We start from the raw sequence: 26786 nt of genomic DNA on the forward strand, positions 1-26786 counted from the left end.
GACCATGATGGGCAAAGCGCAGCGTGCCCATCAGTGTCTTAAGTTAATGACATCGGCGGTTTATTTTTTCGAGCCTTTAAGATCCCGGCATCTTTGTTTTCCAGCGGTTGTGAACCCAGAACCACTGTTCGGGATAACGGCGGATGACGGCTTCAATCTGCGCATTGAATGCCCCGGTGGTGTCAACCAGATCCCGGGCCGTATCCCCGGTTTTGGACTGCCTGATGCGACGGCCGAAAATCACCGTAAATCCGCCCTTGCGCCGAACCAGAAATACCGGAATAACAGGAACACCGGTTTTCAGGGCGATCAGCCCCATCCCTTTGCTGGTGCAGGTGGGCCGACCGAAGAAATCCGCGAAAACGCCGTCCTTGGCCCCCACGCTCTGATCGAGGGGAATACCGACGCCTTCTCCCCGGGCCAGCGCTTTGAGCATTTTGCGAATGGCGCCTTCCTTGGCGATCAGCTTCATGCCGAACCGGGTTCTGAACCGGGTGATCACCTCCTCTAAGGGGGGATAGTCCAGCGGCCTGTATATATCGTGAATGGTATAGGGGATCAGGGCGGGAACCAGGGTCAAAAGTTCCCAGCTGCCCAGATGGGCCGTCAGGAACAGAACCCCCCGCCCTTCTCTGAAGGCCAGGGTCAGATTTTCCATACCCTCGATGCTGATATGTTTTTTTATATCGTGGGGATACAGCCGCAAGGACCAGCCCACCTCAAACAGAAGCCGTGACAGCTGTTTGAAGTTCTCCCGGGCAAGTCGCCGGATGTCGCCGGGTGTCAGGGTATCCCCGAAGGCCCTCGTAATATTGTCGACGGCAATGGTCCGGTGACGCCGGTCGAAGGCGAACCAGGTCCGTCCGATCCCGTCGGACAGCCATTGGGACAGACCTGCCGGCAATGATCCGATAAGGAAAAGAACCATGTAGATGATCCGGGCCGCCAGGCGATCGATAACCGTCATCGCATCAGCCCTGATTGAGCATGTCGAGGGCCGCAAGGGCACTCATGTTCTCGTGGACGATGGCACAGGCCGCCTTGACGAAAAGCGTCGGATTCTTGTGCTGAAAGACGTTTCTGCCGATGGAAAGGCCTTTGGCCCCGGCTTTCATGGCCCCTTCGATGGTCATGAACATGTCGCGGGTACTGAGCTTGCTGCCCCCGGCAATCAGGATGGGGGCGGGGCATCCCTGGACCACCTCGGCAAAGGAGTCCGGGTCGCCGGTATAATTGGTTTTCACGAAATCAGCGCCCAGTTCCGCACCCACCCTGGCCGCCACCTTGACCACGTCCAGCGCCTTTTCGTCCTTGATCTGAGGCCCCCGGGGATACATCATGGCGATCAGGGGCATGCCCCAGTAATTGCATTCCACGGCGATGCGGCCCAGATCCTTGAGCATGTCGGCTTCATCGTCGTCTCCGATGTTCACATGAACCGACACCCCGTCGGCGCCCATGCGAAGGGCGTTTTCCACGGTGTTGACCAGAACCTTCCGATTCGGGCGCCGGGACAGCATGGTCGAGGCCGAAAGGTGCAAAACCAGACCGATATCCTTTCCCTGATGACGGTGGCCGTATCGCGGGAGTCCCACATGGCCGATCACCGCATTGGCGCCGCCTTCGGCCACCTGATCCACGGCCGATGAAATATCGATCAATCCGTTGATCGGCCCCACGGTGGCTCCGTGGTCCATGGGAACGATCACGGTCTTTCCCGTATTTCTGTTCATGATGCGTTCCATCCGTATGGCCTTGCCTACTGTTATCATCGATCCTCCACGCTATGGGTTGAATGGCATCCGGCCAGGGGCCGGATCGCGTCGTTTTCATACCAACTTATCAAGGAAAATTCAAAAGCAAAAAATGAAAACCGTGCCGCAGTAACGGGGCGATGCCCGACCCGGTTCGGCGAACGGGCGGCCCGCCCGGTGAATCCTGCCGGTGTCTTTTTTGTATAGACGAATCGAATTTATCGTTGATCATACTGAAAAAGCATTGTATTTTGTTAGAACACATTCAAACGGAACCCTCAGGGGATGACCCAGATCAGTCAACGCGACGCGAAAACGATTTTACCCCAACAGACGGCCTGACATGACGCCGGGATGCATGGCGGAAACCACCTGATGTTCATCGGTTCCATACGTCCCCGTTCGCTTTTCATTAAATTCGGAAAAGACCGACACCATGACTTTGAATCGGCACGAACCCACACCCCAGGTTCTGATCATCGATGACGACCGGATTCTTTTCGAACTGGTGACCCGTTTCATATCGCCGCTGCAGTGCCGGTGCCGAAGCGCCCGGACCCTTCATGAAGGGCTTGAGGCTCTCCGGAACGAGCCCTTCGATCTGGTGTTTCTCGATGTCTGCCTGCCCGACGGCAGCGGCATCGATTACATTGAGGAAATCAGACAGGCTCCGTCACACCCGGAGGTGATCATGCTCACCGGCCAGGATGATCCCGACAAAGCGGAAAGGGCCATTCAGAAAGGCGTCTGGGATTATCTGGTCAAACCGGTCACCGCCAAGGCCGCCCGACGAAGTCTTTCCGGGGCGCTGATGTACAGGAAAGAGAAAAAGCGTGAACAGCGGGAACGGCATCTTGATCTGACGGCGATCATCGGCAGCGGGCCTGAGATCCGGTCCTGTTTCGATATTGTGGCCCAGGCTGCCCGGACCGACTCCAACGTCCTGATCACCGGGGATACCGGAACCGGCAAGGAACTGTTCGCCAAAACCATCCACATCAACAGCCGCAGGGCGAACGGCCCGTTCATCGTCGTCGACTGCGCGTCCCTGACCCAATCACTGGTGGAAAGCATTTTGTTCGGACATACCAAAGGGGCGTTTACCGGGGCCGACGCCGACCGCATCGGCCTGATCCGTTCCGCCGACAAGGGCACTCTTTTTCTTGATGAAATCGGAGAACTTCCCCTGTCCATCCAGAAAAGCTTTTTAAGGGTCCTTCAGGAAAAACGGTTCCGTTCCGTGGGCGACACCCGGGAAACAACCAGCGATTTCCGTCTGATTGCCGCCACCCATCGGCCCCTGGAGGCCATGGTTTATGACAACACCTTTCGCCAGGACCTTCTGTTTCGCATCTGCACCATCACCCTGGACCTGCCTCCTCTGCGCGATCGCAGACGGGACATCCGTGATCTGACCCGAACCCATGTCCGCCGGCTGTGCGAGACCTATGATTTACCCGTCAAGCACATCGACCCCGAATTCATAACCACCCTCACCGAGTATGCCTGGCCGGGCAACGTGCGGCAGTTGTTCAACGTGCTCGAGAGGGCCGTGATCGCCTCAGGCACCAAAGACACCCTCTACGCCATGGACCTGCCCCAGGACATTCGTATCGAGGTGGCTCGCTGTTCGGTGGAACGAAGTCGAAAAAAAATCTCGGCGAAACGGCATGAGGCCTGGAACCGACCGGCGGGCGACGTCATGGCTCCGTCCCTTTTCGCAGACGACAGGCCGGACCTCCGAAGGTTCAAGGCCCGGATGGAAAAGCACTACCTTGAAGAAATCATCCGGTTCACGAACAACAACATCAAGGATATCCTCAGCATTTCCGGACTGTCGCGGTCCCACTTCTATGCCCTGCTCAAACGCAACCGCATCGCCCCCAAAACCCTGACCGGCAACGCCCGTCCTGAAACGGACGGGCCGGGTGTGCCGGGGGCCGAGTGAAAGCCGAAAACCCGGTTATTTCTCAGAAAAATAAGTGTCGACCAGGGTTTCAGCCAGGCCGGTGTAGCGGGCGGGGGTCAGGGCCTTCATCCGCGCCCTGACATCTTCGGGAACCCGTTCCAGGCTGTCGATAAAGGCATCCAGTCCGTCCCGGGTAATCTTCACGCCCCGGGTCAGTTCCTTGAGCTTTTCATAGGGGTTGTCTTCGCCGTAAACCCGCATCAGCGTCTGAATGGGTTCGGCCAAAAGTTCCTGATTGTCGTCAAGATCCTTCAGGATGGCGTCCCGGTTCAATTCGAGTTTTCCCAGCCCTTTGACGGCATTTTTAAGGCCGATAAGGAAATAGCCGAACAGCGCTCCCATGTTTCGAAGGACCGTACTGTCGGTCAGATCCCTCTGAAACCGCGACTGAAGCAGTTTGACCGCAAGATGTTCCATCATGGCGATGGCAAGCCCCATGTTTCCTTCGCTGTTTTCGAAATCGATGGGATTGACCTTGTGGGGCATGGTCGACGACCCCACCTCCCCTTCCTTGAGCTTCTGCTTGAAATACCCCAGAGAAATGTAGCCCCACATATCCCTGTCAAGATCGATGATGATCGCTGCGGCCCGGATCATGGCATGAAGGGCCTGGGCAATGTAGCTGTTGGGATTGATCTGGGTGGTATACAAAAGGGGAGTCAGGCCCAGGGACCCGGAGACGAAACGTTTTTCTGCGGAAATCCAGTCGATGTCGGGAAAAGCCGACACGTGAGCGTTGAAATTCCCGGTGGCCCCGTTCATCTTTCCCTCGATATCCAGGGTTTCGAGTATCCGGATTTCCTTGGCCAGCCGAAAGGCGAAGTTGACCAGTTCCTTGCCCATGGTGGTCGGCGTCGCGGGCTGACCATGGGTCCGGGACATCATGGGCTCGGCCTTGTAGGTCCGGGCCAGGGTTTCGATGGTTTCAAGCAGCGTGTTCATCACGTCAAGAACCGTGCCCAGCCCTTCGCGGATCATCAGGGCGTAGGCCGTGTTGTTGATATCGTCGGAGGTGCAGGCGAAATGAACCCATTCACGAATCGGAGAGAGGCCCAGGATATCCAGACGGTCCTTGATATAATATTCCACGGCCTTGACATCGTGGTTGGTGGTCTTTTCGATGTCCTTGACCGAAACGGCCCCGTTGACGTCAAAGTCGTCGGCAATGCCGTCGACCGCCCGGACATCGGCGTCGCTCAGGGCGAACAGCCCCAGGTCCGAGGCCAGAAATTTCAGCCATTCGATTTCCACCCGGATCCGGAATCGGATCAGCCCGTATTCCGAAAACGTTTCCTGAAGTTCCTTTGTCAGCCGGTTGTACCGTCCGTCGAGCACGGACAGCGCCATGATGCGTTCCATATCGTTCTCCCGTGGTTCCATGCGTTGATGTCGTCGTTAATCGAGACTGTCTTATAAGCTTTTTTTGACTCGGTATAAAGAATTTTCTTCGACGGGATGGGGCCTGCGATCTATTTGTCCGGATCGATGTTTTTCAGGAAATCGGCGAATTCTTCGCGCACGATCCGCCGGAAGGCATGGTAGAAGAAAAGGCTCATCATTTCGGTGAACTGGCCGCCCTTGGAGGTAAAATCCTCCGAGACGGCCGTTTCAAAGGTCGGTTCGATGTATCGCATCATCCAGTCCTTGGCCACGGTCCTGAAAAAATCGACCATACGGCGGAGTTCTTCGGGATCATAGCCGTCGTCGGGACCGAATCCCGAGGAGCCCATGTCTGAAATCAGCTTGCCGATGACCACGTCGTCCCGGGAATAAATCCTGACCCCGTCGCGGTCCTGGGAACCGATCACGCCCCAGGTCTCCATCTGTTCGACCCAGTGTCTGTCCAGTCCCGTCACCTCGACGAACCGGTCCCTGCCCGCAACCACTTCGGACAAAAGCAGGTCGATGGGCCGGGAGTATTCACTGTGAATCCAGAGCGACGACTGCTCGAGAACGGATTTTTTCTTCTGGCTTTTGAGGATCTTCTTGATGACCGACAGGGGCAGGTAATAATTGTCCTGGAGACCTTTGATGATCCGGATCTGGTCCACGTACCCCTCGTCATAGTCGGCGGTGTTCTTGCCCATCTTCCGGGGTTTGGCGAGAACGCCTTCCCGAATGTAGTAATGAATCGTTTCCCGGGCCACGTTGGTGCGGCTTACCAGCTCACTGATTTTCATATTTCCGGATATCCTCGAGGACACAAACGGCGATGAGAAGAGCCCCAACCCATTTTAATTAAACATTTTTCGGGCCATATTTACCGTCTGATTCATTTTTAGTCAACAGTTTAAAAAAAACAATTTATCCTCTTGACAATGAACAGGCTGATAAATTATACGATTGTAATACATAGTGTGTAGCGTCGCTATATAATATGTGTCGATTGATTTGTTTTTCCGCCGGATATGTCATGCCAGGCCGGATTTTTATCCGGTTCATTTTTTTGTGAGCAACATTAAGCAAGGAGAGCAATGATGGAATTGAGAGAATGCGTTTTTATCGATGGTGTCAGAACCGCCAATGCCCGCGCCCACGCACAGAAAGGATGGTTCAAGGAACTCAAACCCGATCAGACCCTTTCAGCCGTGTACAAAGCCCTGTTTGAACGCAACCCCAAGGTCAAGCCCGACGATGTGGATACCGTCATTGTCGGCACCGCCAACCCCTCCGGTTTTCAGAACGATATCGGCCGACTGGCCTGGCTGGCCCACGGCTATCCCGAACGGGTCGGATCGCAGACCGTCTCCAATCAGTGCCCCTCCGGCATGACCGCCACCATCAATGCGGCCCGCGCCATCATGTGCGGTGAAGCGGACATCATGATCGCCGCCGGCGTGGAAGACATGGAGAAAGTCCCCATGGGCGCCAACATGGCCTTCCCGGACAAATTCATGCAGCGGTATTTCATCGGGGACATCCCCATGGGCAGCACGGCGGAAAAGGTTGCCGACATGTATGACATTTCCCGGGCCGACATGGAAAACATGGCCATCCATTCCCACAAGCGGGCATGGGAAGCCACCCAGGCCGGAAAGTTCAAGAAAGAAATCGTTCCCCTGATGGGCAAGGACGACGACGGAAACGACTTTCTTGTCGACCGGGATCAGTGGATCCGCGAAAGCCTGGACCCGGCCCAGATGGCGGCGATGAAAACCCCGTTCAAGATGGATGGCCGCGTCACGGCCGCCACCTCGTCTCCGCTGACCGCCGGCGCCGCCGCCCTGCTGCTGATGAGCCGCCAAAAAGCCGACGAACTCGGCTTGTCCTACACGTATAAATACACCTTCGGCGTCCAGGAAGGCAACGACCCCACCATCATGGGGATGGGCCCCGCCGTCACCATCGAAAAACTTCTCAAGAAAACCGGCGTCAAAAAGGAAGACATCGGCGTGGTCGAAATGAACGAAGCCTTCGCCTCCCAGTCTCTGGCCTGTATCCGCGAAACGGGAATCGACAAGCCCAACGCGCCCTTTGACAAGGTCAACCTCTGGGGCGGGGCCATCGCCCTGGGTCATCCCCTGGGTGAATCCGGCGCCCGGATCATCGTCACCCTGCTCAATGTCATGAAGACGGAACGGCCGGACGCCAAATACGGCATCGCCACCCTCTGCGGCGGCTTCGGCAACGGTGTGGCCGTTCTGATCGAAAAAGTCTGATACGACAGGCGTAACGTCCTGTTCGCAGCTTTTTTCAAGGCTGCGAACAGGAATGCTCTTTGACATAGGCGAGGCTCACCCATCGGCCATTTCCATGTAACCTTTTTTTATCGTTTGTTTTTTTTGATGTTCATGGTATTCAATACAGGTATTCCGTCCGTTCAGGAAAAGCCCCTCACACACATCATTGACACGAACAAGGAGGTTGACTTTGTCTGCGACCATCTCTTACTCGGAAAAGCCATGGCTGAAGCATTACGACGAGGGTGTTCCTCACCGTATTGATTACGAAGCGATCTGCCTGCCGGAAAAACTGGAGCGTGTGGCGGCGGCCTACCCGGACAGACCGGCCCTGATTTTCATGGGATACACCCTCTCGTACAGGCAACTGATCGACATGCGGGACCGGTTTGCACGATGCCTTGATTCGTTCGGCGTCACCCAGGGGGACCGGGTGGCGATCCTCCTGCCCAACCTGATTCCCTGCGTGGTCGCCTACACGGCCATTTTGAAAATCGGCGGTATCGCGGTGATGAACAATCCCCTTTACACCAACCGCGAACTTGAGCACCAGTTCAACGATTCGGGCGCCAAGGTTCTGGTCACCCTGGACCTTCTGGTGGAACGCATGGTGGACTTGAGACCCAGAACATCCATCACACAGATCGTTTACACCTCCATTGGGGATTATCTTCCCTTTCCCAAAAACCTGCTTTTTCCGCTGGTCGCCAAAAAGAAAAAACTGGCCGCCGATGTGGCCCCGGCAGACGACCTGTATAAATGGAAGGATGTCATCAAGTCTCACAGGCCCGACGCGCCCCAGGTGACCATCACCCCGGACGACATTGCCATGCTTCAGTACACCGGAGGGACCACGGGGGTCTCCAAGGGGGTCATGCTGACCCACAGCAACCTGATCAAGCAGCCCCAGGCCCTGGATGCCTGGTTTCCGGAATTTATCGAAGGCGATTATGAAATCATGCTGGGCGCTCTGCCCTTCTTTCACATTTTCGGCATCTCCTGCTCGATGAACCTGGCCCTGTGCGCCGGATGGTCCATTGTCCTGATCCCCAAACCCCAGCCGAAGGAACTGCTCGAAGCCGTGCGGAAGTTCAAACCCACCTTCGCGCCTCTGGTTCCGACCATGATCATCGGCATGCTCAACCACCCGGACATGGCCAACACCGATCTGTCATCGATCAAGGGCTGCTTTTCCGGCAGTGCCCCCCTTCCGGTGGAGGTGATCAAGGCCTTTCAGGAAAAAACCGGCACCAGTATTTCAGAAGGATTCGGCCTGACGGAGTCATCGCCGGTAACCCATTCCAACCCATTCAAAGGGTTACGGAAAATCGGCAGCATCGGCCTGCCCGTGCCCGACACGGAATGCCGCATCGTCAGCCTGGACGACGGCGTAACCGACATGCCCGTGGGAGAAATCGGCGAGCTTCTGGTGCGCGGTCCCCAGGTGATGAAGGGGTACTGGAACCGGCCCGACGCCACGGCGGAAACCGTCCGTGACGGCTGGCTGTATACCGGAGACATTGCCAGGATGGATGAGGACGGCTATTTTTTCATCGTGGACCGAAAAAAGGACATGATTATATCCGGAGGATACAACGTCTACCCGCGTGATATCGATGAAGTGTTCTACGAGCACCCCAAGGTCGAAGAAGCCTGTGCCATCGGCATTCCCCATGACACCCGCGGGGAACAGGTCAAGGTCTTTGTCGTTCTCAAGGCCGGACAGAGCGCCACGGAGGAAGAACTGATCGAATACTGCAAAGATAAGCTTGCCAAGTACAAATTACCGACTAAAATAGAGTTCCGTACCGAACTGCCCAAGTCCACGGTAGGGAAAATTCTGAGAAAGGAACTCAGGAAACAGTAACCGTACACATCAATAAAAGATACATAATCCGAGGAGTTTGTCATGCAACTTGAAAACATTGTGATTGAAAAGAAGGACCACATCGCCGTCGTCACCATCAACCATCCTCCGGCCAACGCCTGGAATCTCGCCACCATGGAAGATTTCAAACTGGCTCTTGACGATGTGGAAAACGACAAGGACGTCCGTGTGGTCATCATCACCGGTTCCGGCGAAAAATGCTTTTCCGCGGGATTCGACGTGAGCGACGCCGGGAACGTGGCCAAAACGGCGCCCCTGGGCCGTGAACAGTGGCGGCGCGTGGATCGCTTCCCCAAACCCGTCATCGCTGCCATCAACGGTTTTGCCCTGGGCGGCGGCCTGGAACTCGCCCTGTCCTGCCATTTCCGTGTGATGGTCGACGCTCCCAAAGCCAAAATCGGCCTGACCGAACTCAATCTGGGCATCATCCCCGGCTGGGGGGGAACCCAGAGACTGGCCGCCATCGTCGGCAAGGCCAAGGCCCTGGACATGATTCTGTTCAGCAAACGCATCGACGCCAAAGAGGCCCTTGAAATCGGCCTGGTCACCAAAGTGTCCGAACCGGGCAAAACCCTGGATGACGCCCTTGAACTGGCGGCCGCCATCGCCAAACGTCCGCCCCTTGCCGTCAGTGCCGTTCTCAAGGCCATGTCCGCCGGCGAATACGAAGGCAAAGACCAGGGACTCCTGGTCGAAGCCCAGGGCACCGACCAGGTCGCCACCTCCAAAGACGCCATCGAAGGATTCATGGCCTTCATGCAGAAACGCGACCCGAACTTCACGGGCGAATAGCGTTGCACCATTCAAACAAAACGGGCGCGATCGTCAACCGATCGCGCCCGTTTTTATATGTTTGTGTATGATGTTTTATAAAATCAATTCATTATCGCGGCCTCATCCGATGGGCACGCTGCGCTTTGCCCATCAATTCATGCAAAGCGCATGAGGCTTATGCCTTAAGGCCCAAAATGGCCTCCAGGCGGTCAAGCAGCGCCTGTTCATTGTCATGGATCACCGTGTCCGCCAGGGCGATCTGACGGGCGGAATCGAAGGCGCGCTTCCGATCCCTTTTGGTGGTGATCAGTTTGGGCAGGGCCAAAAGGGCCTTGTCCCAGTGGGTCTGAAGAATACGGCCCTGCTCACGGGTGATCCGGCGCATATCGTCATCGCTGACGTTCCTGAACCGTTTGTGTTCCTTGATGATTTGTGACGCCACCTTGAATTCGGCGTCATCGATGCTGCCGTCCACCCCGGCCATGGCCACCATCATGCGGATAACCCCTTCGGCATATCCGCCTGTTTCCAGGGCCTTTGACCATTCGGTCTTGTCTTTTTTGACCAGGGCCTTGAGGGTTTTGGCGTCCCGGCTGAGCTTTTCCGGCGTATCCAGAAGATCGGCGGCATCGGGAAACATCATCTTCATCAGCGGCTTCTTGTAGATCCGGAGGAAAAGGCTTTCATCCCTCAAATCCCGGACCTCCTTGTAAAAATCCAGACTGTTTTCGATCGCGGTGGAAACGAATCGTTCAAGAACGGTAAACAGGTTGTCGTCCCCGACCGGCTTTCGGTGTTCACGCACCAGCGGGGCCAGGGTCGCAATCGGAACCAGCATCGGATTGAGATCGGAGATCATGTAACGCTGGGTCCTCAGAGGATGAAGCTGGCGCAGGACGGCCGCCGAATATTTATTGGTAAACGTCCGGACATAGGGGCGCAGAAAGGCCTGATAGAACTTGTCGTTCAGTTCGGAAATCACCGCCACCTGCTTGAAGGCCTCCTCGTCGTCATCCCCGTCATCGTACTGCATGATATCGTCGATGGTTCGTTCGACGAATTTTACCGTGTAATCGTTCATCCAGGGTTTGCTGGGCTCGTCGACAATCACCATTTCATAGAGACCGGGCGAGAGGAACTCAATCATCTCCACACTGCCGATGATTTTCTTCTGTTCTTTCTTGGCAATGGAACTGGCCACGAAGATACCCAGATGGCCGATGGTGGGGTGCACGATATACACAATAATCTGCTTGTGCCGCTTGATTTCATCCACCGATTTGTACACCCTGGGAATCCAGTTCAGGGCCTGCTGGGGCGGCGTGATATTGTCACCGCTGGAGGCGAACACCACCACCGGATCGTTGAAGTGCTTGAGGTCGATGGGTTTTCCGGGCTCCAGTTCAAAGGTGCCCCGAACCAGTTTGTTGCCGACAAAAAGCCCGTCGACGATGGTGTGGATTTCCTCGGTGGTCATCATGAAAAAACCGCCCCACCATTTTTCGAAATTGAGAAAGCGCTGGGCCTCCGTATCGACCTTTGCATACAGATTGTACTGCTTGCTCCAAAACGTGTTGGCCGGGTTGAGCAGTTCCATGTTGAGCACCAGGTTGGCGCCGTCGAACAGACCGTTTCCCAGATCCCCCAGAAGGGTATTCATCCAGACACCGCCGAGAAGACCGCCCTTGTACCGCATGGGGTTGGTTCCCCCCACACCGGACCAGTAGGACAAGGGGGAGCCGTTGAGAATCAGGGGGCCGACAAGATCCGGCCGGTCCGCGCCCAGAAGGGCTCCGGCCCACCCCCCCTGGCAGTTACCGATGACCGTGGGCCGGGGAGCCTGGGGGTGACGCCGCCGGACCTCTTCGAGAAAAACGATTTCCGCGTTTTTCACATCGGCCAGCACCTGACCCGGCATGGGCTCCGTAAAAAACAAAATGAAATACACCGGATGGCCCTTGGTCAGGGCCAGACCGATCTCGGAATCCTGCTTGGAGCCGCCGATACCCGGACCGTGCCCCGCCCGCGGATCGATAATCACGATGGGACGTTTTCTCGGATCCATGGGTTCGGATGAAAGATCGGGCTTCTCGCGTTTTTCCTTGTCCCCGGGGGCTCCGACATTGCGGCGACGTTTGTCGATGATCCGCGCCAGGGCATAATTGGCCGGGCGATCCAGAGTCCGCCCGTCGATGATGATTTCATAATCGAACACCAGGACAGGCGGCTGCCCTTTGTCAAGATGATCCAGATAAACGTTGCCCCGCTGCCTGAGTACATCCATGAACAAAATGGAACGCTGCACGCTGTCGACCAGATAATCGCAGCCCTGCCTGAACACACTGTCCGGTCCCATCATCTGCTCCATCAGATCCAACATTATCATGACGCCCTCCGGTTGATTGAACGGTCAATACGATTGAAAGTCCGACAAGATGACAACACATAAGAAAGGGTGAAACGCCTTCGGGGACGATAGGACCCCGCACGGCATGTTACAAAGGGATTGTATACCGTTTCCTCCGGTGTTTCAACACATTTCAAAGACGGCAAGGCCCCCTCTTTTCGAGCGGCCATGCGGGCTAAGTAATTTTATTTTGAAATAAAATCGTTTTCCATCTATAATGCAAGTCAAAAACAGACGTGAGGCATCGCGGCGGCGTCTCGTCGTCGGCGGATTCGAAGAACCGGATCGATTCGCATGCGGCCAGGGCTTGATGAACTCGTAAAAAGTCATGAAATGACGGCAAAGAAAAACGTTCGAGTTCAAGGCGTCGCGAATCCCGAGGAATGAGGCGTACTAAAGGTACGCCGCAGTGACGAGGGATGACGCGCAACGCAGAAATCGGACGTTTTACGAAGCCGTCAAAGCTTCACACGTCAATGACAAGGATGAGCGACTTTCGGATGATACCATCGATCAGATCCACCATGAAAGAATCCTTTTTCCTGTCGGATTATTTCTTCACCGAAAAATTTCTTCCCTATATCGTCGCCATCGGCGCCACCGGCCATTTATTCTTCTACCTTTTTCTCAAATATATCTCGGGATACCAGGAAAGCATCGTTGTCAGGGCCCTGGCCCTCGCAGCCTTTGCCTCATTCGGCTTCGTCCTGCGATACAGACTGTCTCATCCCTTAAATAAAATCTGGTATGAGACGGGTTTATGCCTTGCCCTCCCCTTCACCATGACCTACGTCGCCCTGTTGAATCCGTCGAATTTGTTCTGGAGCGTCGCCATTCTGTTCACAGGCTTCACCTACGGCCTTTTGGGCAAAATGTACATCATCCCCATCGGAACCCTGGTCGGAGAAGCGGCCGCCTGCCTGCTGTTCGCCCATACCCGGCCGGATGAACCGATCTGGCTTCTGTCTCACATCGACCTACCGGTGATCGCCTTTTTTTCATCGATGGTGGCCGGCGCCGTGGTGATGGCCCTTGAACAGGCTTACCGGCAACTGGTCGTCCTCCGGACCGAAAAAGACCGCCTCGAAGAAACCGAAGAGAATTACATCAAACTTGTCGAAACGGAACGGCGTCTCCGGGAAAGCGAAGAGCAGTACCGGCTGCTCATTGAAAACGCATCGCAAGGCATCTTCGTCATCCAGGACGAACGGGTGTGCTACGGAAATCCCAAGGCACAGGAAATCACAGGATACTTGGGCGACAGTTATCTTGAGCGTCCGTTCCTGGACTTCATCCATCCGGACGAACATGACATCGCCCGGGTCCGCCACCTGAAAACCTTGAATGACGAAACACCGCCCGGCAAGGCCTTGTTCCGTCTTCTGACGCCGGACAACCTGCTCCGATGGGTGGAAATCGATTCGGTCCGTGCCGTATGGCAGAACCGGCCCGCCTCCATCCACTTCATGGAAGACGTCACGTCGAAAAAACAGGCGGAAGACGAACTGGATCAACACCGAAACCAGCTTGAAACCCTGGTGCGGGAACGAACCCTGGAACTCGAAGCCGCCTACCGGGAACTGGTCACGGCCAAAGAAAAAGCCGAACAGGCCACCCGTGCCAAAAGCCGGTTTCTCGCCAACATGAGCCATGAAATCAGAACGCCCATGAATGCCATCATCGGTGTCAGCGACCTGATCCGTAACACCCGGCTGTCCATCAAACAGCGCGAATACATGAACATCATACGGTCCTCGTCGCGGGCGCTGTTGGCTCTGATCAACGATATCCTCGATTTCTCGAAAATCGAAGCCGGCAAACTTGAATTCGAAGAGGTTCCCTTTGTGCTCGGAGAGATCATCGATGATGTCTCGGATATGTTCCGGGACAAAATCCAGGAAAAAGCCATCGAATTCATCATCGACATCGCCCCCGACGTTCCCCAGCGCCTTGTCTCGGACCCCCTCCGATTGAAACAGGTTCTGGCCAATTTCACCTCGAACGCCCTGAAATTCACAGACAAAGGTGAAATCTGCATCGCCGTGACCCTTGAAAGCAAAACCGAAGACACGGTAACCCTGCGGTTCAGCGTACGGGACACAGGCACGGGCATCGCTCCTGAGTGGCTCGGGCCCCAGGGACTGGACAGCCTGTTTGAAGCCTTCTCCCAGATCGATGCCTCGGCCACCCGGAAACACGGCGGTTCAGGCCTTGGCCTGAGCATCACACGAAAAATCGTCGAACTGATGAACGGCACAATCCATGTGGACAGCGAAGTGGGCAAGGGCAGCACCTTTTCCGTGACCGCCGCCTTCAAGTATCAGCGCGGCGAAGTGTCCCTTCGATCGATGATGCCCCGGGATCTCCAGGACATCAGGGTCCTGATCGGGGATGACAATCCGTCCACCCTGAAAGTCCTCAAGCGGTACGTGGAATCCTTCGGGTTCAAACCGGACACGGCACGGACCTCCCGGGAGGTCATCGACCGGTACACCCGATCCATCGACGAAGAGGACCCCTACCGTCTGGTGATCATGGACATCAACATGCCCGACACGGACGGGTTTAGCGCCGTGGATACAATCCGAAGCACCCATCCCCGGACCACGCCCGCCGTAATCTTCATCAGCGCCTCCGACCAGGGAACCTACGGCCTTAAGCCGGACCATGCCGCGCCACACAATTTCCTCGCCAAACCCATCAAACAGTCGGTTTTGTTCGACACCATCATGAATACCTTCGGATACTATCCGGAAAAAACCGGTCATCGCGTCACGTATCAGGCTCACACCCGAAATCTGGCCGGTACCACCGTGCTTCTGGCTGAAGACAACGTGATCAACCAGATGGTGGCCACCGAAATTCTTTCCGAAGCGGACATCCGTATCCACAAAGCCGGAAACGGGCTTGAAGCCGTCGAAATACTCCGGGACCAGGCTTTTGACGCCGTGCTCATGGATATCCAGATGCCCATGATGGACGGAATCGAGGCCACGGGAATCATCCGAAACGAACTCAACCTCAAAACCCTGCCCATCATCGCCATGACCGCCAACGCCATGACCGGCGACCGGGAACGATGCATTGCCGCGGGCATGAACGATTACATTTCCAAACCCATCGAAAGCAGACAGCTTTATGCCGTCCTGTCACGCTGGATCAGTCGGAATGCAAGCACCGGCACCCGATTCTCCGGGGAGATTCCCCTCACCCGTCCATCGGAAGCCCACTCTCTTTCAACCGATGATATCGTTTTTCCCCCATCCCTCCCTGGCCTTGACATCGAAACCGGCCTTAACAGAGTGAACGGCAACAAGCCCCTTTATCTGGATTTGCTCCGGGAATTCCATCAGGAGAATCAGGACATGATCGAACGACTTCGGCATGCCCTTTCCCACGACAATGCGGCGTATGCCGCCCAGTTGCTCCACAGCCTCAAAGGCACGGCGGGAAACATCGGTGCGACGGAAGTCTTTCAATCCATCAAAGCACTCGAGTCCTCGCTTCACACCGACCGGCACATCCCGGAGGCTCTGATGAATGCCTTCGATTCATCTCTGAATCAGGCCTTGAACTCAACCCGTGATATCCTCTCGCAACCCCGGGCGGCTGCCCCAGCCCCCCGGAGCCGGGGCACGAAAGCAGAACCCGATCTGACCCCATCGGACCTCTCCCATATGCTCAGGCGCCTGAACGACCTTCTTGAAAAAAACAGCTTTTCAGCGGAAACCTATCTCCGGTCCATCATCGCGCATCTCGAACCCCAGGCCCCCCAGATCGTCAAACGCCTGAGCGACCACATCAACCGGCTCGAATACATCCACGCCAAAACCGAATTGGCCGCCCTGGCCGGAGCCATGGGCCTTTCCCTTCACTGACAACACGCAACATCCGTTTTTACGGAGCCGTCAACATTGTTCTTGACAAAAACAGCGATAATAACCTATGAGTACGCCTATCGTATTTTACACATGTGAAATTTTACGGTTCCTTAAAAATCGTGAGTTTTTTACAAGATCATCGAACGTGTTGGTGCTGAAAGGGATAGCCAATGAAAAAAGCCACACCCGTGAACCGATTCGCCATGCTGCTGCTCGCCGCCTCCCTCTGGCTGAACGTTTCACCGGCAGATGCGACCAGCCATGACGCCTCTCCCGCTTTCGATCCCATGGAACTGGCCGAAACGTGCAAAACCGCTTATGAAAACATCAACGACTACACAGCCGTTTTCCTGAAACAGGAACGGTTTGGAAATAAATTGAGTGAGGTTGAAACCATCGAATTCAAATTCCGCAAACCCAACGATGTGTATATGCGATGGATTGAAAAACCGAACAAGGGCCAGGAAGCCCTGTTCCGGAAAGGTCACAACGAAGACCGGGTCAAGGCCCATAAAGGCGGCCTGCTGAACGTGATCAACGTCAACTCCGCCCCGGAAGGGAAACTGGTCATGGACGGCCAGCATCACCGCATCGTCGATGCCGGAATCGGCCCCACATCCGCCCTGGTTTTCAGGGGCATGAGCCGCGGCATCGAGCGAGGCGAAGTCACCTTCAAAGATCACGGCATCGTCGAGGACAAGGGGCGGGAGCTGCTCAAAATCGAAGCGTTCTACCCCGAAACATGCGACGGGATCACCCACATCGTCGCAAACGATGAAACCCTCTGGGATATCGCCGATCATTACCGTCAGGACATGTACGTGATTTTGTCGGCCAACGAGGGGGTCAACAGCCCAACCGATATCAAGGAAGGGCAGTCAATCCTGGTGCCCTATCACTACGGCAGCCGGACCATCGCCTACATCGATAAAACCCTCAATCTTCTGGTGAAGCTTGAAATTTTCGACTGGGGCAACAATCTCTACGAATTCTATGAATTCAAGGACATCCGGCTCAACGTGGGTCTGACGGACACCGATTTCGACCCCGATAACCCCGCATACAAATTCTGACGCAACGATGCCCGATCAATTAGCGTGATGGGCACGCTTCACCCGTAGGATGGGCAAAGCGCAGCGTGCCCATCAAACAGGTTCCTTCTTTAAGAGAAAGACACCAATTTCTAATCATTTTTACAAATCCCAGACAATTTATAACTGTTTTTGTTGACTTATTTTCATTTATAACTATATTTACATCAAACTAATCATTTTTGTGAGGTTGCCCATGGGAATAAACGAACCTGATGTCCGTCCGGCAGGTTACGCATACATACTGAAAGCCTTCGCTATCGAAGGCATGCCCAACTGGCACAGATCATCGGTTTCCATGACCGACGCCCACTATTCAAGGGTTCAGGACGGCTTTGTCGATCAGGTTTTCAGAAACCGGTACTGGCCCGGAGAAAAAATCGAGGATCATCTTGAGTTTGCGCTGAAATACGACGGAGTCAACCTGAGTTTACTGGCTCAAATCTTCGAAAAAGTCCCCCAGAAAGACCTCACCCGTTACATCACATCCAAACCTACTGGAAAGTATGCCCGGAGGATTTGGTTTTTCTATGAGTTTCTGACAGGCAAGCCGCTGCCCATCGATGATATTGCTTCCGGTAACTATGTCGATGCACTGGAGAGGAGTGACTATTACACCGTTCAAAACGGGGAAAAATCACCACGCCACCGCATTGTCAACAACCTCCTTGGTCCCCAAACCTTTTGTCCGGTCATACGGCGAACCGAAACGCTTTCCCAACTGGATTCATCTGATCTGCGTAAACGGTGCGAGGATATTGTCACCGTATTTTCACCGGAACTTCTTCGTCGTGCGTTGTCCTACCTTTACAACAAAGAAACAAAATCTTCTTTTGAAATTGAAAACATAAAGCCCAATGCGTCCCGAACTGAAAAATTCATCACATCTCTGGAACTTGCTGAAAAGGAAGACTTCTGTGAAAAGGAAAGACTGATAGACCTTCAGAACCGCATTGTTGACCCGCGATTCAAAGATAACGACTACCGGGCGAACCAGAACTACGTTGGCCAAACCGTTGCCTATCAGAAAGAAATCATCCATTTCATCTCTCCAAAACCTGATGACCTGTCACGCCTTATGGGGGGGTTAATCGAATCCCATAAACGGATGAAAGCGGGAAATGTATCTCCTGTTGTCCATGCAGCGGCGATTGCCTACGGTTTTGTATTTCTGCACCCGTTTGAAGATGGAAACGGACGAATCCATCGGTTTCTGATACATAATATTCTATCGCTGCGGGGATTGGTACCACGGGGGCTGATGTTCCCGGTTTCGGCAGTCATGCTTAAAAATCCGGCAAAGTACAATGCCTCATTGGAAACGTTCTCACGACCTCTGCATCAACTCATCGATTATCACCTGGATGAAATGGGGCAGATGGCCGTCAAAAATGATACTGCATGCTGGTATCAATTTATGGATATGACACCGCAATCGGAAGCCTTATACGCGTTTGTAACCCAGACCGTCGAAGAAGAACTTGTAAAGGAGCTCATTTTTCTATCCAACTATGATCAGACAAAAAAGGCGATACAGGATATCATTGACATGCCTGACCAGCTGATTGATCGGTTTATCCGGCTGTGTCTGCAAAACAACGGAACCCTTTCAGAAAGAAAAAGAACCGCTTACTTTGATTTTTTGACCGATGAAGAACGTTCAGCCATGGAGAAGGCAGTACGAGACGGGTACAATAAGGCAGAGGTTTCTTCATAATACGCCTTACGTTCCTGTGATATTTTTTAACCGGCTTTGATGGTCATGATCTCGATTTCGACCCGCCGGTTCATCCGTCGCCCTTCGGGGGTGCTGTTGGACGCACGGGGATTTTCCGGTCCAAGTCCGGTCACCCTGATCCGGGAGACATCAATGCCCTTTCCCACCAGGTAGCTTTTCACGATATTGGCCCGGAACAGCGACAGGTTCACATTGTAGGAATAGTTTCCCATATCATCGGAATAACCGATCACCAGAACAAACACATCGGGATTCATCCGCATGAACCGGGCAAGCTTTTCCAACACCTTGAAGCCGTCATCGGAGAACTCATTGGAATTGTGTTTGTACTCAAGAAGCAGGCGGTTGTTTTCGAAATGGGAATCAAGAGACAGGGCCTCATCGGTCAACGCCGTGTCCGTGGGAGGTGCAGACGCATCCGACACCGTTGCCGAACCATCCTCGAGCAGGGGGAACACCTGCTTCTGTTCAGCCGCAGACGGACCGGACGATGACGCCTCGGACAAGGCCGATGAAGGCGAAGCGGGTTCAGGCGGTGCGGGGATAACCGGCGCCGGCGCCGGGGGGGCGGGGGCGGCAAGAGAAGCATGATCTTTTTTGTCCAGGGGCCGGTAGCGGTTCAGCATCTCGAGCGCATCGCCGGAATAAAGAAAATATGCCGCCCCAACGGCCAGAAGCAGAATAATGTAAAGCATGGCGGCCCGGTGGCGTCCGTTTTTCCTTTGCCCCCGTTCAGATACACGGGGATCGACCACGGGGTGGGCCACCGTCGCCTGGACCGGCGTGTCTTCAACCTCGACCTGGGCCGTTTGAAGGTTCCGTTCATCAATCTTCTCCCGGGTATGGGACTCGATATTGAGGCTCTCGATGCTTTCACGGACTATCTCAGGGCCGATTTTCTTCACTTCCTTGACATAGCCCGTCAATAGAGCGATATCACAGACAATATTGATAAGCCTTGGGTAGCCGCCTGAAAATTTGTGGATTTCGTGAATGGCCACAAACGAAAAAATATTCTTCTGACACCCGGCCACCTTGAGCCGATGCCTTATGTAATCGCCTGTTTCTTTTTCCGTAAGAGGCTGGATGTGGTTGCTGATGGTGATTCTCTGCCTGACCGCCCGATTTTCAGGTTCGATCAGCTTGGTATTGAACTCCACCTGACCGACAAAGAAAATATTGAGCAGCTTGGTATCGTGCAGTTCGATGTTCGACAGCAAGCGGATTTCTTCGAGCAGATCGTTGGGCAGACGCTGGGCCTCATCGATAATCAAAAGAACCTTCTTGCCGTTGTCATAGGCATGATGAAGGAATTCCCTGAAAATAAAAATAAAATCCGCCTTATTGCTGAAGGAGTTGTCCAGCTTGAAGGCCCGGGCAAGATAGCGGTAAAACTCCATCAGTTCCAGCCCCGGATCAGGGATGGTGGCCAGAATCACATCCTCGCCCACCCCGTCGACCAGCGCATGAATCAGCGTCGTCTTCCCCGCGCCCACATCACCGGTCAACAGCAGAAACCCCTTGTTCTCCATCACCCCGTATTTCAATACGGCAAACGCCTCCTTATGCTTCTCCCCAAGCCAGAGAAACTTCGGATCCGTACTGATATCAAACGGCTTTTCCTCAAGCCCGTAATACGCTAAATACATAACCCCACCCCGGTAAACTCGTTTTTTCTCTCACAGAGGCACAAAGACACAAAGAAAATCATCTTTCCCACTCAATAAAACCAACAACTCCAAGCGTCTCAACAACACCCACCACCAAATCAAACACACTCAAACCATCACACCCTCTGTGGCTCCGTGTCTCCGTGAGAAACCCCTTTATCGATTGATCTCCGATCAATCCCGTCACCTTATTTTCTCTCACAGAGGCACAAAGTCACAGAGAAAATCATATTTCCCACTCAATAAAACCAACACATCCAAGCGTCTCAACAACACCCACCACCGAATCAAACACATTTAAACCAACACACCCTCTGTGACTCCGTGTCCCCGTGAGAAACCCCTTTATCGATTGATCTCCGATCAATCCCGTCACCTTATTTTTCTCTCACAGAGGCACAAAAACACAAAGAACATCTTCTTTCCCACTCAATAAAACCAACACCTCCAAGCGTCTCAACAACACCCACCACCGAATCAAACACATTTAAACCAACACACCCTCTGTGACTCCGTGTCACCGTGAGAACCCCCTTTATCGATTGATCTCCGATCAATCCCGTCACCTCTTTTTCCATTCCATGACACAACGATAGTGATTAAAGACGACCGTTAATGGTACGTGTAATACCATTTTTGATCAACGATTCACCAAAATTGATCAAGTAACCCAATTTCATGCCGGTGAGTTTCATATAAGTCAAAAGTTGTTTTTTATGTACGCTCGCTACTTTTTCTACAGATTTCAACTCAACAATGACTTTACCATCAACAACAAGATCTGCACGAAACCCTTCATCAAATCGTTGGTTATCAAATTCAATCGGCACGGAGAGCTGACGCTTTACATCAAGCCCACGCTTTTCAAGCTGTTTTGCCAAAATCACTTCATACACCGATTCCAAAAGCCCAGGACCAAGTCCTTGATGAATTTGAAACGCACAATCGACAATAATCGTTCCAATCTGGTTTTCGTTCATTCCACTTTCCACATAAAAACCACTCCCCATCAATTCAACACACCCTCTGTGGCTCCGTGTCTCCGTGAGAGACAAAAACGTTTCTACAGCCTGTCAAGAAAATCGAGCTCCCTGTCCTGGGTATTCTTCGTACCCACGGCCAGGATTTCGATGGTATTGTCTTTCAGGCGACGGAAATAAAGCCGACCCTTGTAAGCGAAGAGCACTTCGAACACGGTTTCGCGATTCTTTTTCCCGAACACCTTGCGTTTGATCGTCACCTGATCCGGCTCATCGTTCAGCTGATGAATAACCTCCTCGCACTTGATCTTCATCGCCTCTTCCAGATCCTGATACCCCTCCACGGCACGTTCGTGCACGCTGATATTCTTGTAAACCGTCTTAAAACGTTTCGCGACGAAATCCTGGCCGCGGGATTTCGATTTAGATTTCCGCCCGGCTCCGGCCGACTCGATCGCCGCCTTCAGGGCTTCAATTTCCTCCTGCTGCTCTTTCTGCCGCTTTTCGTTCTGCTGAATTTTCGTCTCGAGGGATTCGATCTCCTCGATCATGCCGTCCTCGCTCCGATTGGCCTCGGACAACTTGGCCTTCATCTCTTCCAGTCTCTCATCCAACGCCTTCCGGTCTTCAGACAACCGGGCAAGACAGCGCCTGTTTTCCTCATCCCGTTCGAGCATGGCGACCCATTCACGCTCACGGTCTTCTTGCTCCTGCCTGACCCTGATCATGCCGCGACGATAGAACCCGTAAAACAAAAGAATAGACAAAACCATAAATGCGGCAAACAACAGATAGGACACAAGCGAATTGGGCTCCAGGCTCACGGAGACCCGAACATCCAACCCTTCGTTGAGCAGCCTGTAATTCTCTTCCGCCACCCGAAGCGGCTCCCTGACCTGAAGCAAATCATGGGAATCGTCAAACATCGACGGATAAAGAGGCGTTCCGGCCAGGGTCGACACCGTGACGATCATTCGCAATCCGCCCGACACGGCCGGCCGGTCTGCCAGAAATCCATCGATAGTACGGTCGACGGCATCTCTCAATCGCACACGCCCATCAAGAAGCGCTTTCATGTCTGCGGTGCATAACCGCGAAATCTCCCTGGTATAGGTAGACGCCAGCGTCGCCTCCAGCCATTTGGCCGACCCGAAATACAACACAGGCGGAAGAATCAGACACAGCACAAATATTTTAAACGGAAAAAAACGCATCGTTAACCCTGCCGCATATCCATGACTTTATGAAGCCATCAATACTACCCCAAAACCCTGCTACAGCCGCGATGGTCAAGGCCGTCCGAAAACACCGTAGGATGGGCAAAGCAACGCGTGCCCATCATCTACCGTGCCCATCATCTACCGTGCCCATCATCTACCGTGCCAACCGTCCTAAACCGCACACCGGACGCTACATCGCCGCCAAGGTCGCCCTGGCCTCATCCGCACCGGTAAAGTCCGTACTCAGGCTCAAAGCCTTGTTCAGCATCTCCCTGGCCTTGTCCGCATCACCATTTTTGTAATAGGCCATGCCCAGGTGATAAACGACAATGGGGTTGTCCGGCATTTTATCAAGACAATCCAGAAGCTCACTGATGGCACTTTGATACAAGCCTTTTTTGTAATAAATCCATCCCAGGGTATCCATGACATTGGGTTCGTCCGGGGCCTTTTCCTTGGCCATACGGGCCAGATCCAGGGCCTGATTCAAATCCCGGTCCGCTTCGGCCAGCAGATAGGCCAGATTGTTGGCCGCCGGAACGAATTCCGGATTGGCCTCCAGGGCTTTCCGGTAATGCTCTTCAGACAGATCCATCCGATTCTGGGATTCATAAATCACCCCTAAAAGCATATGGGCGCCCGGCTGATTGGGATCCTTTTCAAGCACCGTCTTGTACTGGGCAATGGCTTTGTCCTGCTGATTGTCGGCCAGATAAACCCGGGCCAGGGCCATATAGGATTTCATGTTGTCGGGATTTTTTTCAAGGGCGGCGTTGAAGGCCTTTTTCGCATCGTCCTTTTTGTTCATCGACAACAAAAGCCCCCCCTTGAGGTTATAAATGCCGGACTGAAATTCCGGATAGTCTTTCATCACCTCAAGTTGCCGGTCACACCGGGCCAGGGCCTCATCCATTTTTTTCTGAGCCGCTTCGAGAAAGACCACGCTGGTGAACACATCCATCAGCTTGGGCTGGATGGCCAGGGCTTTCTCATAGTGTTTCATGGCAAGGTCCGCCTTTTTCGTGGCGTGATACACCTGCCCCAGTTTGTAATACCCTTCGGGATTGTCTTTCTGTAGTTCGATCAATTTTTCAAAGCAGGCTTTCGCCGCATCGAAATTCCGTTTTTCAAAACTGATTTTCCCAAGAAGAAGGTTGATCTGATAATCCTCCTTCATATCCGGCATCAGGGTATTCACTTCCTTTTCAGCCAGATCCAGGGATTTTTCCCTGAAATAGATTTCACCCAGAAGAAGCCTGGCTTTCCCAAGATTCGGATCGAGTTCGACGGCTTTGAGCAGTTCTTTCTTCGCCAGATTGATATCGTTTTTCCCGGCGTAGGTCACCCCCATGAAATAATGAGCCCGGGGCGAATCCGGCATATCCTTGATAACCTGCCCGAACACGGCCAGCGCTTCATCGAGATCTTTTTTCACCAGAAGCGCTTCGCCCTTCAAAAGCAGCGCCGCCGTATAGTTCGGACGCAACGTCAGCACCTTTTCATTGATCGCCACCGCCTCATCGATGTTCTTTTCATCGAAATAGTGCCGGGCCAGAAACATCATGATCCGTTCATCGTCCGGCTTGACCGCCAAGGCCGCCTTGTAAATGGCGGGAATTTTTTCAGGGTTGCCCTTGAGCGCCTGGAAGCGCGCCATGGCGATATAGGCTTTCATATTCTGGGGATCGACCGAAATAGCCTTTTCAAAGGTTTCTTCGGCTTGTTCTGTTTTTTTCTGTCCCAGATAAAAATCACCCAGCGTGATATAAAGGTCGGAGTTTGAAGGATTGTATTCGATGATGGTCTTGATCTCGGCCTCGGCCTGGTCATATTCCTTGGATCCCATATAGATATTGACCAGAGTCAGCCTTGGGGTAATGCTTTTCGGATCGACGGCAACCGCCTTTTTCAGAATGTTTTCCGCCTCATAATATTTGTTCTGCTTGATATAAATCCCGGCAAGCCCCGTATACGCCCGCGTATCTTTTTCATCGAGCCGAATCACCTCGTTAAACGGGGCAACCGCCTCCTCCAGCTTGTTTTCCATCATATAAAGATTGGCCGAGATCAACAGCCCGTCGATATTCTGAGGTTCTTTGGCCAGCACCTTATCCGTCGCGGCCCGTGATTCATCAAGCTTCTTGGCCAATAGATAGAACTTGGCCAGCTGAACCTGGGCTTCCACATTCTCCCCATCCAGTTTGGCCACATTGGAATACGCCGAAAACGCATCCCTGGCCTGCCCCAGCTTCATGGCCGTCTTGCCCAGCATCAGATACCCGTCCACAAACTTTGGATCGATCTGGACCACATTCTTGAATTCCAACTCGGCGCTCTTGAAATCTTCCTGTTCAAAATAGGCATTCCCTTTCTGGAAATGCTTGTCCCGTTTCTCCTCATCCGACGAACACCCCACCGCAACCACAAGGAGCGCCGTCACAAGCAGAACCCTCAGCTTAGAAAAACCCATATCTCCGCCTCCAAACAGTATTTAAAGATTCAAACAATCATGATTAACCGATGCAACCGGGAAAACCCCGGTCACGAAAAAGAAACACACGTGCAGATTCCGCTCAATAATGCATGTCAATGCCATTAACTTTAAACAATTCCTTTATTTAGTAAATGGTCACGCAGCACGTTTCCCATCGACCATGCGCCGCCCGTAGGATGGGCAAAGCGCAGCGTGCCCATCAAAGTCTTAAGCTAATGACATGGTGATGCATGCCCAATAGGAACAGAGTCGTTTCATCAAAGCCGGATAAACGCCCACACACCATAGTTGATGAACTCATAAAAAGTCATCACATGACGGCAAAGAAAAAAGTTCAAGTTCAAGGCGTCGCGAAGCCCGAGGAATGAGGCGTACTTAGGGTACGCCGCAGTGACGAGGGATGAAGCGCAACGCAGAAATCGGACGTTTTACGAAGCCGCCATGGTTACTAAACCATATCCCTTATCAGAGTCATCCAATAAAAACAAATCAAGAATGTACCTAATTTTACCAAACGCATAATGGTCACGTAAAAAGTCATTTTTGAGACGACTTCATAAAATGTTCGAGATCAAGGATTGCGAATCCCGAGGAATGATGCTTACTTAGGGTACGCGGTAGGATGGGCAAAGCGCAGCGTGCCCATCAGGGCCTTACGTTAATGACATAGAAGCACAGGTGGATAAAATCGTGCTGGACATGACCGCCTGCTGTATGAAGGCTTACCAATCTATATGACGTCAAAAATGATGAACTCGTAAAAAGTCATCACATGACGGCAAAGAAAAAAGTTCGAGTTCAAGGCGTCGCGAATCCCGAGGAATGAGGCGTACTTGTGGTACGCCGCAGTGACGAGGGATGAAGCGCAACGCAGAAATCGGACTTTTTACGAAGCCGTCAAAATAAAATCAGAAGGAAGCTTACCGCGGAATGCACTCAAACGATTCAGCATTTCTTCGCGTGCCGGGTTCCGTTTCACCTGAAACACATGCAGCGGACATACGGATCAACCAAAATCACTTGAATATCATCCCCTTCTTTAAGCCCAAACGCCTCAACGACAGCGGAAGGCAAACGGATACCCAGACCATTTCCACATTTTTAAAACCAGCATGACAACATCCTCATGATATACATTTAAAGGGGGGGGGGATTAAAACCTTTCAGGTATATTTTCAAGCAATCTTTTTCCGTGTATGATTGCAATAATTGTGATAACTGAGCCGGTAATTTTATATAT

General features: G+C 53.3%; 17 protein-coding genes. 7 read left to right on the top strand and 10 right to left on the bottom strand.

All coding sequences use genetic code 11. The annotated features are described in order from the left end of the window. Positions 1-76 precede the first annotated feature (76 nt). Together ACYQ11_RS20385 and ACYQ11_RS20390 are read right to left on the bottom strand one after the other, a co-directional pair. Positions 77-967 (bottom strand): lysophospholipid acyltransferase family protein, encoded by an 891-nt coding sequence (locus tag ACYQ11_RS20385; protein ID WP_459925671.1) that lies wholly within the window; start codon positions 965-967, stop codon positions 77-79. A 4-nt stretch (positions 968-971) separates the two neighbouring features. Continuing rightward, on the bottom strand, positions 972-1772 hold the full coding sequence (locus ACYQ11_RS20390) for a 2-amino-3,7-dideoxy-D-threo-hept-6-ulosonate synthase (protein ID WP_459925672.1): 801 nt from the start codon (positions 1770-1772) through the stop codon (positions 972-974). Between the two features lie 418 nt (positions 1773-2190). Here ACYQ11_RS20390 and ACYQ11_RS20395 point away from each other — a divergent pair, with 418 nt between their 5' ends. After that, positions 2191-3702 carry a sigma-54-dependent transcriptional regulator gene (locus ACYQ11_RS20395; RefSeq protein WP_459925673.1) on the top strand — a complete coding sequence of 504 codons (1512 nt, stop codon included), beginning with the start codon at positions 2191-2193 and terminating at the stop codon, positions 3700-3702. 15 nt (positions 3703-3717) lie between these two features. On the opposite strand, the gene purB is transcribed toward ACYQ11_RS20395, so the two are convergent. After that, positions 3718-5082, bottom strand: a complete 1365-nt coding sequence (purB, locus tag ACYQ11_RS20400; RefSeq protein WP_459925674.1) for an adenylosuccinate lyase — start codon at positions 5080-5082, stop codon at positions 3718-3720. 110 nt (positions 5083-5192) lie between these two features. Next, positions 5193-5903, bottom strand: coding sequence for a MerR family transcriptional regulator (locus tag ACYQ11_RS20405; protein ID WP_459925675.1), 711 nt, complete (start codon positions 5901-5903; stop codon positions 5193-5195). A 294-nt stretch (positions 5904-6197) separates the two neighbouring features. Between ACYQ11_RS20405 and ACYQ11_RS20410 the strand changes: the two genes are divergently transcribed. From ACYQ11_RS20410 to ACYQ11_RS20420, 3 genes are all read left to right on the top strand, one after another. Beyond that, positions 6198-7382, top strand: coding sequence for a thiolase family protein (locus ACYQ11_RS20410; protein ID WP_459925676.1), 1185 nt, complete (start codon positions 6198-6200; stop codon positions 7380-7382). A 211-nt stretch (positions 7383-7593) separates the two neighbouring features. Further along, entirely contained in the window at positions 7594-9270 is a 1677-nt protein-coding gene (locus ACYQ11_RS20415; protein ID WP_459925677.1) for a long-chain-fatty-acid--CoA ligase, read from the top strand. Positions 9271-9312: 42 nt separating this feature from the next. Continuing rightward, a complete protein-coding gene (locus ACYQ11_RS20420) occupies positions 9313-10083 on the top strand; it encodes an enoyl-CoA hydratase-related protein (protein WP_459925678.1) in 771 nt (256 codons plus the stop codon). 157 nt (positions 10084-10240) lie between these two features. Here ACYQ11_RS20420 and ACYQ11_RS20425 read toward each other — a convergent pair whose 3' ends face one another. Next, positions 10241-12451: a DUF3141 domain-containing protein gene (locus ACYQ11_RS20425; RefSeq protein WP_459925679.1), complete on the bottom strand. Its 2211-nt coding sequence runs from the start codon at positions 12449-12451 to the stop codon at positions 10241-10243. Between the two features lie 521 nt (positions 12452-12972). On the opposite strand from ACYQ11_RS20425, the gene ACYQ11_RS20430 reads away from it, so the two are divergent. The 3 genes from ACYQ11_RS20430 (at position 12973) to ACYQ11_RS20440 (ending at position 19161) form a co-directional block, all read left to right on the top strand. Further along, on the top strand, positions 12973-16350 hold the full coding sequence (locus tag ACYQ11_RS20430; RefSeq protein ID WP_459925680.1) for a PAS domain-containing hybrid sensor histidine kinase/response regulator: 3378 nt from the start codon (positions 12973-12975) through the stop codon (positions 16348-16350). Between the two features lie 173 nt (positions 16351-16523). After that, a complete protein-coding gene (locus tag ACYQ11_RS20435) occupies positions 16524-17426 on the top strand; it encodes a DUF1571 domain-containing protein (protein WP_459925681.1) in 903 nt (300 codons plus the stop codon). A gap of 214 nt (positions 17427-17640) precedes the next feature. Beyond that, entirely contained in the window at positions 17641-19161 is a 1521-nt protein-coding gene (locus ACYQ11_RS20440) for a Fic family protein (protein ID WP_459925682.1), read from the top strand. Between the two features lie 26 nt (positions 19162-19187). Here ACYQ11_RS20440 and ACYQ11_RS20445 read toward each other — a convergent pair whose 3' ends face one another. The 5 genes from ACYQ11_RS20445 to ACYQ11_RS20465 form a co-directional block, all read right to left on the bottom strand. Next, entirely contained in the window at positions 19188-20831 is a 1644-nt protein-coding gene (locus ACYQ11_RS20445; RefSeq protein ID WP_459925683.1) for an AAA family ATPase, read from the bottom strand. 620 nt (positions 20832-21451) lie between these two features. Beyond that, positions 21452-21832: a GxxExxY protein gene (locus tag ACYQ11_RS20450; RefSeq protein WP_459925684.1), complete on the bottom strand. Its 381-nt coding sequence runs from the start codon at positions 21830-21832 to the stop codon at positions 21452-21454. An 83-nt stretch (positions 21833-21915) separates the two neighbouring features. Then, the gene (locus tag ACYQ11_RS20455) at positions 21916-23046 is read right to left on the bottom strand and encodes a zinc ribbon domain-containing protein (RefSeq protein WP_459925685.1); all 1131 of its coding nucleotides are present in this window, start codon (positions 23044-23046) and stop codon (positions 21916-21918) included. 196 nt (positions 23047-23242) lie between these two features. Then, complete coding sequence (locus tag ACYQ11_RS20460) at positions 23243-25522, bottom strand: tetratricopeptide repeat protein (RefSeq protein ID WP_459925686.1); 2280 nt, start codon at positions 25520-25522, stop codon at positions 23243-23245. 999 nt (positions 25523-26521) lie between these two features. Continuing rightward, positions 26522-26632: an AbrB/MazE/SpoVT family DNA-binding domain-containing protein gene (locus ACYQ11_RS20465; protein WP_459925687.1), complete on the bottom strand. Its 111-nt coding sequence runs from the start codon at positions 26630-26632 to the stop codon at positions 26522-26524. Positions 26633-26786: the final 154 nt, after the last annotated feature.

The organism is Desulfatiferula olefinivorans, assembly GCF_054657895.1.